11 protein-coding genes are annotated in these 13434 nt (G+C 67.1%); 7 read left to right on the top strand and 4 right to left on the bottom strand.

Translation table 11 applies throughout. The features are described 5' to 3' along the window. The first annotated feature begins 51 nt into the window (after positions 1–51). The 3 genes from ACWCPQ_RS30140 (at position 52) to ACWCPQ_RS30130 (ending at position 2879) form a co-directional block, all read left to right on the top strand. On the top strand, positions 52–1290 hold the full coding sequence (locus ACWCPQ_RS30140; protein WP_449905164.1) for a MurT ligase domain-containing protein: 1239 nt from the start codon (positions 52–54) through the stop codon (positions 1288–1290). Then, the gene (locus tag ACWCPQ_RS30135) at positions 1287–1997 is read left to right on the top strand and encodes a type 1 glutamine amidotransferase (protein ID WP_449905162.1); all 711 of its coding nucleotides are present in this window, start codon (positions 1287–1289) and stop codon (positions 1995–1997) included. Before ACWCPQ_RS30140 ends, ACWCPQ_RS30135 begins: the two co-directional genes overlap by 4 nt. A gap of 237 nt (positions 1998–2234) precedes the next feature. After that, positions 2235–2879, top strand: coding sequence for a hypothetical protein (locus ACWCPQ_RS30130; RefSeq protein WP_449905160.1), 645 nt, complete (start codon positions 2235–2237; stop codon positions 2877–2879). Positions 2880–2909: 30 nt separating this feature from the next. Here the strand turns inward: ACWCPQ_RS30130 and recR are convergent, their stop codons facing one another. Further along, positions 2910–3518: a recombination mediator RecR gene (gene recR, locus ACWCPQ_RS30125; protein ID WP_327148797.1), complete on the bottom strand. Its 609-nt coding sequence runs from the start codon at positions 3516–3518 to the stop codon at positions 2910–2912. Between the two features lie 18 nt (positions 3519–3536). Next, complete coding sequence (locus ACWCPQ_RS30120) at positions 3537–3866, bottom strand: YbaB/EbfC family nucleoid-associated protein (RefSeq protein ID WP_449905157.1); 330 nt, start codon at positions 3864–3866, stop codon at positions 3537–3539. 141 nt (positions 3867–4007) lie between these two features. On the opposite strand from ACWCPQ_RS30120, the gene ACWCPQ_RS30115 reads away from it, so the two are divergent. Together ACWCPQ_RS30115 and ACWCPQ_RS30110 are read left to right on the top strand one after the other, a co-directional pair. Continuing rightward, positions 4008–4556 (top strand): hypothetical protein, encoded by a 549-nt coding sequence (locus ACWCPQ_RS30115; protein WP_449905155.1) that lies wholly within the window; start codon positions 4008–4010, stop codon positions 4554–4556. A gap of 108 nt (positions 4557–4664) precedes the next feature. Further along, complete coding sequence (locus tag ACWCPQ_RS30110; protein ID WP_449905153.1) at positions 4665–5018, top strand: VOC family protein; 354 nt, start codon at positions 4665–4667, stop codon at positions 5016–5018. Positions 5019–5118: 100 nt separating this feature from the next. Here ACWCPQ_RS30110 and ACWCPQ_RS30105 read toward each other — a convergent pair whose 3' ends face one another. Then, on the bottom strand, positions 5119–5553 hold the full coding sequence (locus ACWCPQ_RS30105; RefSeq protein WP_449905151.1) for an SRPBCC family protein: 435 nt from the start codon (positions 5551–5553) through the stop codon (positions 5119–5121). A gap of 721 nt (positions 5554–6274) precedes the next feature. On the opposite strand from ACWCPQ_RS30105, the gene ACWCPQ_RS30100 reads away from it, so the two are divergent. Together ACWCPQ_RS30100 and ACWCPQ_RS30095 are read left to right on the top strand one after the other, a co-directional pair. Continuing rightward, positions 6275–7711, top strand: a complete 1437-nt coding sequence (locus tag ACWCPQ_RS30100; RefSeq protein WP_449905209.1) for an FAD-binding oxidoreductase — start codon at positions 6275–6277, stop codon at positions 7709–7711. Continuing rightward, the gene (locus tag ACWCPQ_RS30095) at positions 7708–9024 is read left to right on the top strand and encodes a class I SAM-dependent methyltransferase (RefSeq protein ID WP_449905150.1); all 1317 of its coding nucleotides are present in this window, start codon (positions 7708–7710) and stop codon (positions 9022–9024) included. Before ACWCPQ_RS30100 ends, ACWCPQ_RS30095 begins: the two co-directional genes overlap by 4 nt. 21 nt (positions 9025–9045) lie before the next feature. On the opposite strand, the gene ACWCPQ_RS30090 is transcribed toward ACWCPQ_RS30095, so the two are convergent. Continuing rightward, positions 9046–12717: a protein kinase domain-containing protein gene (locus ACWCPQ_RS30090; RefSeq protein WP_449905207.1), complete on the bottom strand. Its 3672-nt coding sequence runs from the start codon at positions 12715–12717 to the stop codon at positions 9046–9048. Positions 12718–13434: the final 717 nt, after the last annotated feature.

Below are 13434 nucleotides of genomic sequence, written 5' to 3'. Positions count from 1 at the left end.
CTCCACCGCGCCGCGCGAGGGCGCGCCGGACAGGTCATTAGACTGCGCGGCGTGGCAGAGATATCGGTGCGGGGGCGCATAGCCCTCGGGGTGGCCGGCGCGGCGGCGTGGGCCTCCCGTAAGGCGGGCCGTGGCAACGGGTCGATGATCGGCGGACTGCTCGCGCTGAAGGTCGACCCGCAGATCATGAAGCAGTTGGGTCGGGGGCGGCGCACCGTGCTGGTCACCGGCACCAACGGCAAATCTACGACCACCCGGATGACCACCGCCGCGCTCAGCACGCTGGGCGAGGTCGCGACCCAGGCCGACGGCGCCAATATGGACGCCGGAATCGTCTCGGCGCTCAATGTGCACCGGGATACGCCGCTGGCCGCGATCGAGGTGGACGAACTGCATCTGCCGCATGTCACCGATGCGCTCGCGCCCGAAGCGGTCGTGCTGCTGAACCTCAGCCGCGATCAGCTGGACCGGGTCGGTGAGATCAATATGATCGAACGCCGGTTGCGTTCGGGCTTGGCCCGGCATCCGGATACCGTCGTGATCGCCAACTGTGACGATGTCCTGGTCACCTCCATCGCCTACGACCATCCGAATGTGGTGTGGGTCGCCGCCGGCAGCGGCTGGGCCATGGATGCCACCAGCTGTCCGCGCAGCGGGGAACCGATCCTCTGGGAGGGTCCGCACTGGTACAGCACCGGCGCCGATTTCTCCCGGCCGCAACCGGATTGGTGGCTGGACGGCGACAAACTGTGCGGCCCCGACGGGGTCCGGCTGCCGCTGCGGCTGGCGCTGCCCGGCCGCGCGAACCGGGGCAACGCCGCGCAGGCGGTGGCCGCCGCGGTGGCGATGGGTGCCGATATCGAACAGGCCTGTGCCGCCACCGGAACCGTGCGGGAGATCGCGGGCCGCTACCGCACTGTCCAGGTCGGCGAACACGCCGCCCGGCTGCTACTGGCCAAGAACCCGGCGGGCTGGCAGGAGGCTCTGTCGATGATCGACCACAGTGCCTCCGGCCTGGTGATCGCGGTGAACGGCCAGGTACCCGACGGCGAGGATCTGTCCTGGTTGTGGGATGTGCGGTTCGAACACTTCGAGGATGTCCACGTCGTCGCCGCGGGCGAGCGCGCCACCGATCTCGCGGTACGCCTCACCTACGCCGGGGTCGAACACACCACCATCGCCGACCCGGTCCGCGCCATCGCGTCCTGCCCGGCCGGCCCGGTCGAGGTGCTGGCCAACTACACCGCGTTCCGCGATCTCAACCGTGACCTCCAGGAGCGGACCCGATGAGCGATTCGACAGTGCGGATCGGGCTGGTCCTGCCCGATGTGATGGGCACCTACGGTGACGGCGGCAACGCGCTGGTGCTGCGTCAGCGGCTGCGGCTGCGCGATATCGACGCCGAGATCGTGGAGATCACCCTGCCCGATCCCGTACCGGATTCCCTGGATATCTACACCCTCGGTGGCGCCGAGGATTCGGCGCAGCGCCTGGCCACCCGGCACCTGCTGCGCTTCCCCGGCCTGCAGGCCGCGGCCGGGCGCGGCGCTCCGGTGCTGGCGATCTGCGCGGCGATCCAGGTCCTGGGCAGCTGGTACGAGACCTCGAGCGGTGAACGAGTGGAAGGGGTCGGCCTGCTGGATGCCACCACCTCCCCGCAGCAGACCCGCGCGATCGGCGAGGTGACGACCGATCCGCTGCTCACCGGCCTGTCCGCCCCGCTGACCGGATTCGAGAACCATCGCGGCGGCACCACCCTCGGCTCGGACGCCACCGGGCTGGCCCGGGTGACCCGTGGAGTCGGTAACGGTGTCGGCGACGGTCTGGAAGGCGTGGTGCAGGGTTCGGTCCTCGGCACCTATATGCACGGCCCAGCCCTGGCCCGCAACCCCGAACTCGCCGACTACCTGCTCTGCCGCGCCCTCGGCGTCGAGTCACTGCCGCCCCTGAACCTCCCCGAAGTCGATCAGCTCCGCCGCGAACGCCTCCGGGCCTGAGCTGTGTTTTCGGCGCCGCCTGCGGCGGCGCGGGGTTGAGGCCCCCGATGTCTCGACCCTTTGAGGTGTCTCGTAAAACTCGACTCATTCGGGTTACGACTGTCCGAGATCCGTCGTTTCAGAGTCTGATGCCGGGCCCGAGAGCAATGGTCCACTGGCAGGCCGATCGGCCTTTTGTCCTCTCGGGGTGCGCCCGAGCCCGGAGGCCCGCGGGCGGCGGCGCCTAGACTCTGCCGGGTGAGTTACGACCATGTGCTGCTGCCGTCCGGTGTCGCCTCCACGCCCGCGGAGGTCGACGCGTATCTCACCGCTCAGCAAGGGCAGCCGGAAGCGGCCGCTGTCGCGGAGCTGGCAGCGGAGTTGAGCGCGCGCAATGCCGAACTGCCCGAATCCGATAATTTCCTGAGCGTCTCGCCGCTGGGCGGCGCGGCGACCGGGGCGGTGCTCCAGGTGCCGAGCCCTTACGACGCCATCGGCTTCGTTCGTGAACTGCTGTTCGAGCTGGCCACACCGCGCGATTACGCGGTGTACGACCCCCAGCTGACCTGGTTGATCGATCCGGCCGGTCATGTCCCGCTCACCGTGACGCACGGCGGGGCGGGCGAATTCCCTTATCTGACAGAGACACTCGCCCGATTCTGGGTGCGTGAACTGGCGGACCCGAACCCGTATCTGATCGTGGAGCGGGCCCCGGAGGTCTATATCCAGACCTACCGGGAATCCGCCGAGGACTACACGGTCGAGTTCCGCGACGGTGGCCCCGACCGGCATTTCACCGCGCGGGTCACCGGGCCCGACGCCGTCGCGGACCTCATCTGGGATTGGACCCGCCGGGACCGGACCCGGCTCGACCGGCTGCCCTGGGAGCGGCTGGACTTGTGAGGACCACGGCGGGCCCGGGGGCCCCGGCCGTCACAGTGCGCGACGACCGGAGAACGCCCGGCCCAGGGTCAGTTCGTCGGCGAACTCCAGGTCACCGCCCATGGGCAGGCCCGACGCCAGGCGGGTGACGGTGAGGCCGGGGAAATCGCGCAGCATCCGCACCAGGTAGGTCGCGGTGGCCTCACCCTCGGTGTTCGGATCCGTCGCGATGATCACCTCGGTGACATCCACTCCGTCGTCCTGGCTGCCGATCCGGGTCAGCAGTTCCCGGATACGCAGTTGTTCCGGTCCCACCCCGCTCAGCGGGTCGAGCGCGCCGCCGAGCACGTGGTAGCGGCCCCGGAACTCCCGGGTCCGCTCGATGGCCGGAACGTCCTTGGGTTCCTCGACCACACAGATCATGCTGCGGTCGCGGCGCGGATCGGCACAGATCCGGCACAGTTCGCCGTCGGCGACCGTGCCGCACTGGGCACAGAAACGCACACCGTCGCGGATCTTCTGCAATACCGCCTGGAGCCGGTCGATTTCCGGCGGCTCGACTCCGAGCAGGTGGAACGCGATCCGCTGGGCGCTCTTGGGGCCGACACCCGGTAGTTTTCCGAGTTCGTCGATGAGATCCTGAACCGGACCCTCGTACACCGCGATACCCCGGCGCGATCAGAAGCCGGGCAGACCCGGTGCGCCGCCGCCGGCCAGTGGTCCGAGCCGTTCGGCGGCCAGCTGCTGAGCGTTGGCCATGGCGTTGTTGACCGCGCCGATCACCAGATCCTGCAGGGTTTCCACATCCTCCGGATCGACAGCTTTCGGATCGATCGTCAGCGACAGCACCTCACCGGTCGCCTTGATCGTCACCCGGACCAGACCGTTACCGGCCTGACCGTCCACTTCGGCCGCGGCGATCTCGGCCTGCGCCGCCATCACCTGCTCCTGCATCTGCTGGGCCTGCTGGAGCAACTGCTGCATATCGAACTGACCATCGGGCTGCACGGGGTTCCTCTCTACGGACGGGTCACAATTCAGCCTAGACCGCCTCGTTCGCGGATTCCGCCGCGCCCGGGCCCGCCTAGTATCTAGTTCGCCGGCGCACTCGCGCCGAGCCGAAATTCCTTGTTTCTACTGGAGCTGATTGTGTCCAAGGGATATTTGCTGGGTGCACTCGTGATGGTGTCCGGCATTTTCCGCGCGGCGGCCGCCGAAGCCGATCCCGAAGCGGCGGCCGACCACGGCAACGGATGTATCGTCGACCCCGCCGCACCGGCGGCCACCATCGATTCGCTGCGCTGGAATTGCACCGACAACCAGCAGGTCCAGATCTACCACGCCGCCCGGGCGGGTGCGATACCGGCCGGGGTGAAGAACGGCTGGGTGACCTCGACCTCACCCGTCGAAACTGTCGCGCCCACGTTCTGGCTGGGGAAAACCTTCTTCACCGGGCCCGACGGTGGACGACTGACGAACCGGGTCACCGGCGCGGATATCGAGGGCTGGCCTGCGAAGGTCTATTCGGCCCCTTCCCGCGTCGACGGTGAGCAGGCCTGGGTGCTGGACTACACGCCCACGATCACCCCGCAGATCTACGACGAGATCCGAGAGGTCGTTCCCGGCGTATGGCTCGGCTGGTCCTGGTGGCGTGGTGAGCACCAGACCCCGGTGCTGCTCTCGTTCGTCCTCGCCTGAGCACGAAAATCGGTAGATGAACTATGTGGCAGGAGCCCGCCCCGGTGTGATACCGCCGCCTCGCTACGGCCTCCGCGACCTGTGTGGAACATCTGGAAGGAGAACTCCGTGGGGCTGAATATCGCGTGTACGACCTACGACTGCAACAACGCCGCCGAACTCGCGGATTTCTACGCACAACTGCTCGGCCACCCAGTGGACCCGGAAGCGACCGAGCTCTTCGCCACGGTCGGCCGCGAATCGGGGATGACCCCGCCGCTGATGTTCGTGAAGGTGCCCGAACGGACACCGGGTAAGAATTCGATCCACCTGGATCTGCTCGCCACCGACCTGCCCGCCGAGATCGAACGCGCGCTCGCCCTCGGCGCGGAACATATCGGCGACTTCGGCGAATACGGCATGAAATGGACCACCCTCGCCGATCCGGAGGGAAATCTGTTCGATATCGCGACGCTGCCCTGACGACCCGGCCCCGGTGGCCCGCCCGGCTCACGGGCCCGTCGCCGGGCGCGGATCCCGGATCCGTGCCCGGCGACCGCCCGATCCGGTCGGCCCGGCGAGATCAGGCCAGTTCGCGCTTCAGGTTCTCCAGCACCTCGGCCTGGATCTTGCGCAGGCCGAGCGGGGCGAAGATGCCCTCGAAGATGCCCTTGACACCACCGGCACCCTGCCAGGTGGTCTCCAGGGTGACCGTCGATCCGGAACCGGCCGGGGCGACCGTCCAGGTGTTGACGAGCGAGGAATTGGCGTCCTTCTCGGTGACGACATGGTCGGCGACCGAAACCTGGGCCCGGATATTGCGGACCCGCTTCTCGGTGGCCTGCAGGGTCCATTCGGCGACCGTGCCGTCCCCCTGCCCGCCCTCGACGACCTTGTAGTCGCGGTAGTGCGCCGACAGTATCTTCGGGCGCACCTCCGTGTAATCGGTTACAGCCGCCAGCGCGCGCTGCGGGTCTGCGGCGACCTCGATCGAACTGCCGGCTTTGACCTGTCCCACGGTGAACTCCTTGTTATCTGCGTCGCCTACAGCGCTGCGGGTCGGGGTCCTCGTGACCCCGGTTCTTCACTCCGCTGCCCGGTCGCCGCGCTCCTTCGCTCTGTGGCTCCGGAACCGGGGCGGGCACCGAGCACCAACGCCGACCGCCCACGGTAGCCGCTGGTATCGAGATCGGCCGAAAAAGACCACCCGACACAGTGAAACTCGGCTACCCGAACCAGCAGTCGAATTCCGGCGCACTCCACACAGGTCGAGCCCCACGACCATCGAACAGGGTCGGCCCACCTCGCCCCGGTTGTCACCGATGCATCGACCTCACCTCCGCAAGCGCCCGCAGCGCACCCTCCCGGCGCGGCAAGCCCCCTCGACATTTCGCCGCGCGGGTAAGGGTTTCGAGTCGGCACGGAACAAGAACAAGACTCACCGTTATGCCCGAAGTGCATGGCACCACTTCCGACCATTCCACACGGCCGTGGCCGGGGTCACGAGGGCCCCGCCAGCCCCGCCGAAGGCGGGGCAGATAAACACAGCCGGGGTCACGAGGGCCCCGCCCCCGCGGCGCCGAAGGCGACGCAATTAAATACAGACAATTCCGGAATAGCGGTCAATCGGTGTGAACCGATCATCGAACACCGTGCAACGGATATGTGACATTTCGCCACCGACGATCCCCCCGCTGTGGCCGATCAAGAGCGAGTAGGACTAGCGTCTAGACGTGGCAATGAGTCTGTTGGGGAAGGCCGGCCACGGTCCGGCCGCATATGAATCCGGGTTCGCCGCATATCGGGCAGGTGTCGACCGCCTGCTCGCGAGCTATCGCGCCATCCCGGCGGGCGCAAACGTGCGGCTGGCCAAGAAGACTTCCAATCTTTTCCGCGCGCGGGCGAAGAACACGGCACCGGGTCTCGATGTCTCCGGGCTCACCCGGGTGATCGAGGTCGATCCGGAAGCCCGGACGGCCGAGGTGGCGGGGATGACCACCTACGAAGACCTGGTGGCGGCCACCCTGCCGTACGGGTTGGCGCCGCTGGTGGTGCCTCAGCTCAAAACCATCACGCTGGGTGGTGCGGTGACCGGTCTCGGGATCGAATCCACCTCGTTCCGCAACGGCCTGCCGCACGAGTCGGTACTGGAGATGGAGGTGCTCACCGGTGCCGGTGAGCTCGTCACCATCACTCCGGACTGCCCCGACAGCGAACTCTTCCGCGGTTTCCCGAACTCCTACGGCACGCTGGGTTACACCACTCGGCTGAAGATCGAGCTGGAACCGGTGAAGCCGTATGTGGAGTTGCGCCATCTGCGGTTCCACGACCTGCGTGAACTCGAATCCGCACTGGACCGGGTCGTGCTCGAACGCAGTTACGACGGGGAGCAGGTCGATTATCTGGACGGTGTCGTCTTCAGCGTCGGCGAGAGCTACCTCACGCTGGGCCGGCAGACCGATGAACCGGGGCCGGTGAGTGACTACACCGATATGGATATCTTCTATCGGTCGATCCAGCACGACGATCCGGCGCCGAAACGCGATCGGCTCACCATCCACGACTACCTCTGGCGGTGGGATACCGACTGGTTCTGGTGTTCACGCGCGTTCGGCACGCAGAATCCGAAGATCCGCCGCTTCTGGCCGAAACGTTATCGGCGCAGCAGCTTCTACTGGAAGTTGATCGCGCTCGATCACCGCTTCGATATCGGCGACAAGCTGGCTGCCCGCCGGGGCGATCCGCCACAGGAGCGCGTGGTGCAGGATATCGAGGTTCCGGTGGAACGCACCGCGGATTTCGTGGAGTGGTTCCTGCGCGAAATCCCTATCGAGCCCATCTGGTTGTGCCCGCTCCGACTGCGCGATTCCGCCGCGGCGGACGACGCCCGGCCCTGGCCGCTGTACCCACTGCGTCCCGGCCGCACCTATGTGAATATCGGCTTCTGGTCGGCGGTTCCGAAATCGCCCGGGCAGTTGGATGGCGCGGCGAACCGCGCGATCGAGAAAACCGTCACCGAATTCGACGGACACAAATCCCTGTACTCGGACTCCTTTTACGGTCCCGAGGAATTTGCCGCCCTCTACGGCGGTGAAAGTTACGAATCATTGAAGAAACGCTACGATCCCGGCCAGCGCCTGCTGGATCTGTACTCGAAGGCGGTGCAACGCAGATGACGACATTCAAGGATAGATCCGATGCTTTCGCGGACCTGGGCACTCGACTCAGCATCGCCGAGGTTGTCGAAACCTTGGTCGACGGCGATGTCCCCATCAAGCTGACCGCATACGACGGCAGCACGACCGGCCCCGTGGATTCCGAATTCGCACTCGATATCCGCAATCCACGCGGCATAAACTATCTTGCCAACGCGCCCGGCGATCTCGGTCTGGCCCGCGCCTACATATCCGGTGATATGGACGCGGCAGGGGTGCACCCAGGTGACCCCTACGCCATTCTCGCCGCGATGACGGACCTGAAGTTCAAACGCCCGTCGGCGCTCTCCCTGGTCGCCATCGCCCGCTCACTCGGCTGGGAGCGGCTGCGCCCGGTTCCGCCACCGCCGCAGGAGACACTGCCGCGCTGGCGGCGGATCGCACTGGAGGGGCTGCGGCATTCCAAGGCTCGCGACGCCGAGGTGATCCACCACCACTACGACGTCTCGAACACGTTCTACGAGTATGTTCTCGGCCCGTCGATGACCTACACCTGCGCGTGTTACGGCGATCGGGACTGGTCGCTGGAGCAGGCGCAGGAGAACAAGTACCGGCTGGTCTTCGAGAAGCTGCGGCTGAAAGCGGGCGATCGCCTGCTCGATATCGGTTGCGGCTGGGGCGGTATGGTCCGCTACGCCGCCAAGCGGGGCGTGCGGGTCATCGGTGCGACTCTCTCGGCCGAGCAGGCCGCCTGGGCACAGAAGAAGATCGCCGAGGAAGGTCTGGGTGATCTCGCCGAGGTCCGGCATTCCGATTATCGCGACGTCGCCGAAACCGAGTTCGACGCGGTGTCCTCGATCGGACTGACCGAACATATCGGAGTCCAGAACTATCCGTACTATTTCCGGTTCATCCAGAGCAAGCTGCGTACAGGCGGGCTTTTCCTCAACCACTGCATCACCCGGCCGGACAACACCCGCACCACCAAGGCGGGCGATTTCATCGACCGGTACGTGTTCCCCGACGGTGAGCTGATCGGTTCCGGCCGGATCATCAGCGAGATCCAGAACGTCGGCCTGGAAGTACTGCACGAGGAGAATCTGCGCGAGCACTACGCGCTGACACTCGCCGAGTGGTGCAAGAACCTGGTGGCCAATTGGGATGCGTGTGTGGCCGAGGCCGGTGAGGGCACAGCCAAGGTGTGGGGCCTGTACATGGCGGGAAGCCGGCTCGGATTCGAACGCAATGTCGTGCAGCTGCATCAGGTGCTCGGTGTGAAACTGGGGGCCTCCGGGCAACCCGAGGTGCCGTTGCGGCCCTGGTGGCAGCCCTGACAGCCGTCGCCGGGGCCGGGCTCAGCTGAGCAGTTCGTCGAGGAAGCGGATCGGGACACGGATCTCACCGAGGGTGCGGACCGTGTCCGTTCCGTCCGGCGTGGTGACCGGCAGATCGTCGCGTACCACGTGCAGGATCTCGCGAACGGCCGGGCCCGCGTCCAGTAGCGGGCGGGTCCAGCCGAGTTCGGCGCAGGTGGACAGGGCGGGCGCCAGCAGGGCGGCCGCTTCACCGACCCAGCCCGCGGCGGCGAGGCATTCGGCGAGCAGCAGGGACATATCCAGCTGGGCCCGGGGCCGCTGCTGTTCTCCGGTGCGCCCGTAGAGCGCACGGGCATGGCGGGCCGCGCGTTCGTGCTCCTGCCGGTTTCCGGCCTCGAGCAGGGCACGGATGACCGTGATCTCGCCGGCCTCGATATTCAGCACGGTCGGCGCACTGTCCGGGCGGCCGGAACTCCGGTCGGTGAACTTGGCCAGTCCGCGGGCGGTGCTGTCCGCGGCTTCCGGCCGATCGCCGGGCCCGGGCGCCACGATGCCGAGATGGATCTGTTCGGCCCGGATATGGGCGGCCAGCCGGGACAGCTGGTGATCGGCCGCGATCCGGGACCCCTCGGCCAACCTCACCGCGGCCGCGGTGAGGTCGCCGCGCAGTGCCTTCACCCGGGCCCCGGTGACGATGGTGGCGATCAGTGATTCGATCGGGCCGAGCCGGGCCACCAGTTGGTAACTCTCGTCGAACAGTTCCTCGGCGGCATCCAGATCACCGCGCCGGTATTCCAGTTCGCCCAGCAGTCCGGCCACCGCCCGCGCCCCTTGCGAGCGTGGGCCGGACCGGGTCCGCGCGATCTCGTAGGCCTGCCGGTAGGCGCTCAGCGCGGCCGGAATATCGAGCTGTTCGTAGGCGATGAGCCCGCGACCGCACCACGCGAAGATCTCACCGAGCGGTTCGCGTGACCGCTCCTGATACGGGCGCGCCCATTCCAGCAGATTCGCCGCGGCCGGATAATCGAATTCGCAGATCCGGACGTAGGCCTGGATATTCGCGGCGGTCGCCACTGTCCATGCCGGTAACTGGTCGGGGTGTTTCAGCGATTCGGCGACCTGGTCGAACACACCGGCGATGCGATCGTGGGCGATCTCGTCGGAGGCGGCGAGTACCGCGGCCTGGCAGCGTTGTTTGCGAACCTCGCTGTCGTCGTCCGGACTCCGCGACAGGACATTCGACAACCGGTTCAGCGCCGACCGCGCCGCCGACGACTGCTGCAGGTTCACATTCGCGCGGGCCACCGCCATCAGCAACTTCGACCGCGAGGCGACTTGCTGCATCGGCAGTTTCGACACCGACCCGAGCAGGGTTGCGACCCGCGACCCGTCGATCAGGTCCATCCCACCGCTTTCCAGCAGATCGAGCGCGGTCTTGAAATCGGTGCCGGCCAGGGAATGGTCCACCGATTTGCGCAGCAGCTGATGCTCGGCATACCAGCGCGCGGCTCGGCGGTGCAGCGTCTTCACTCGGCCCGGGCGAGTGCGGTCCAGCCGGGCGCGCAGGTATTCGGCGAACAGCGGCTGCATCCGGTACCACTCCGGATCCTCGTCGGTGTGCCGGACGAACAGTTCCCGCCGCTCGGCCTGTTCGAGCAGCTGCGGGGCGTTGTCGTTACCCGTTGTCGCGCCGGCCAGCGACCCGTTCGCCTGTTCGATCACCGCCAGATCGGAGAGGAAGTCGAGCATCTCCGGTTCCAGGGTGTCCAGGACGTTCTCGGCCAGATATTCGCTGATACCGTGCCCGCCCTCCGATATCCGGTCCAGCAGACCGGCCGGATCCGGGTCGTCGCGCAGAGCGAGACTGATCAACTGGATGGCGGCCGGCCAGCCGTCGGTGGCGGTGTATATGCGGTCGATCTGATCGGAATCGAGCGTGAAACCGTTGCGCCGCACCAGGATCTCACCGGTTTCGGCCCGGGTCAGGCGCAGTTGCTCGGAATCTATCTGCGCCAGTTCGTCGTTCATCCGCATCCGGCCCATCGGCAGGTCGGAGGGGTCGCGACTGGTCACCACGAACCGCAGATGATGACAGCCGCTGTCCAGTAGCGCCGACAGCACCCGCAGCGCGCCCGGATCGCTGAGCCGATGCCAGTCGTCGATGATCACGACCACCGGTTTCCCACTGGTGTGCAACTCGTCGATCAGGCTCGATATCGCGAACATGACCGTATCCGCGGGCCGTTCCTCGAGCATCTGCCCCAGCCCGGCCCCGATCTCGGGCCGGACCCGGTTGACGGCTTCGATCAGATGCGCCAGGAACCAGACCTCGTTGTCGTCCCCACTGTCGATACCGATCCAGGCGACCGGAAGATCCAGCCCGGCCAGTTCGTCACGCCATTGCGCGGCCAGCACGCTCTTCCCGAATCCGGCGGGCGCGTGGATCACGGTGAGCCGACGGCCGACTCCGTCGCGGAGGATTTCCAGCAACCGGGGCCGGCGCACCGGTTCCCGCGGCGGCGTGGGCGGGCGGAATTTGGTGGCGGGACTCGGCGGCAGCGTGGCCGGTGAGCTCTGCAGCGCGCCACCGGTGACATCGAGCCGCCCCGCCGTACCGACGCGCGGGCCCGCTCCGGTGCCGCGTTCGCGCGCCCGGGCGAGGCCGAAGGGGCTCGGCGCCCGCACAGCGTCACCGACCCCCTTGCGGTGACCGGACATCGTGGGCGGCAGCAGCGGCCAGCTCCGGCGCGCGGTCACCGCGGGCGCCCTGTCGTGGACAGGCGGTGCGGCGTCGACCGCGGTGACCTCCGGATCCAGTAGCGCCATCTCGTCCGGGACCTGATCGTGTGCGAGCTGCACCGCGCGCAGCATCTCACCGAATTCGTAGGCCGAGGCCGGACGCTCCTGCGGGTCCTGGGCCATGGCCTGCTCGATGACTGCGGCCACATCGGGCGGAATATCCTGTTCCCGCAGGTCGGGTACCGGTTGGGTGGTGATCCGCAGGAATTGCGCGACCACTCGCTCGCCCGCCTGCCTCTCGAATGCGGCATGGCCGGTGAGCAGGGCGAAAAGGGTCGCGCCCAATCCGTACACATCGGAGCGCACGGTCGGTTCGTCCCCTTTGAGGACTTCGGGAGCGGTGAACGCGGGCGAACCGGTGATCTGACTGCTCGACGTGCGGAAACCTCCCGGCATGCGGGCGATCCCGAAATCGGTGAGCTGCGGTTCCCCGTAGGAGCTGAGCAGCACGTTGGCCGGTTTCACATCCCGGTGCAGGATCCGCGTCCGATGCGCGCTCTCGATGGCACCGGCGAGTTTCACTCCGACACGTAAGGTATCGGTCCAGCTCAGTGGGCCCACATCGTGGACGAGACGTTCCAGCGACCCGTGCGTGGCGAACGGCATCACGATGAACGGCAATCCGCTCGCGGTCACATCGACTTGCAGGATATCGACGATATTCGGATGCCCGGACAGCCGCCCCATGGCGTGCTCTTCGCGTAGGAACCGCTCCCGGCTCTCGGAATCGAGGTCGGAGGAGAGCACCTTCACCGCGACCACCCGGTCCAGTGCCCGCTGCACACACCGGTACACGACCCCGAAACCACCGCGCCCGATCTCCTGCGCCTCGGTCAGCCCGTGGTCCGCGAGTTCCGCGGATATCCGTTCCGTCTCGTCCGGATCGGCTTCCGCCGGACTCGCCACCCCCATGGTGGGTTCCGGCGGTGCCGCCGTTTCGGACACCCCGGACTGTCCCGCCCCCTCGGCCGCTCCGGATTCGTCCGGCACAGCCGAGTAGTCCCGATCAGCGGGGTCCTCCGGAACAGCGGCGCCGGCAGAGACGTAGGCGTTATCCGATTCGCGGCCCGCGGGGCCCGAACGCGTTCGTGGAGTCATCTCACCACCTCGCACTCGTAACGAATCGGCTGCGGAAGCGAATCCGCCACCATGCCGTTCCGGTCTTCACTTCCAACGTAGCGCGCCCGATACCCCGATGGGTGGTTTCCTCGGGCTCGCGTGTCCTGTTCGGAGGTCTCGATTCATATCGCGCCGGCTCCCCGATGGGTTACCCCGCACCGTCCGAACAGCGGAACCGCCGCACGACCCGCCGCAACCACCTGCGCCGGGACACAGATGATCATCCCCAACCGTCCACAGATTCCCGGGGATCCACACACCCCACCCGACCCCACATGTCGGATTCGTTCCGTTGCGATAACGCACCCAGAACCCACCCGACAACCAGCAACCTGTCACCACCCACCTGAAGCAGCACCACCCCACCTCCGGGCCCGCATGCAGACGATGTCGAGTGCCCCCGCAACCCCTGAGTCGAGTTTTACGAGACACCTCGAAGGGTTGAGGCCCGTCTCGCCGTTCAGGCCTCGAAGCGCATGCGCGAAGCGCGAGTCTCGAGGCCTGAACGGC

It is taken from the genome of Nocardia sp. NPDC001965 (genome assembly GCF_053594175.1).
The sequence above is the reverse complement of the archived record's forward strand: the minus strand, read 5'-3'. Positions and strand labels throughout refer to the sequence as shown.

Coding starts and splice junctions, on each gene's coding strand:
- ACWCPQ_RS30095 (WP_449905150.1), top strand. CDS start 7,708: ATGACGACATTCAAGGATAGATCCGATGCTTTCGCGGACCTGGGCACT.
- ACWCPQ_RS30090 (WP_449905207.1), bottom strand. CDS start 12,717: ATGGGGGTGGCGAGTCCGGCGGAAGCCGATCCGGACGAGACGGAACGG.
- ACWCPQ_RS30100 (WP_449905209.1), top strand. CDS start 6,275: ATGAGTCTGTTGGGGAAGGCCGGCCACGGTCCGGCCGCATATGAATCC.
- ACWCPQ_RS30135 (WP_449905162.1), top strand. CDS start 1,287: ATGAGCGATTCGACAGTGCGGATCGGGCTGGTCCTGCCCGATGTGATG.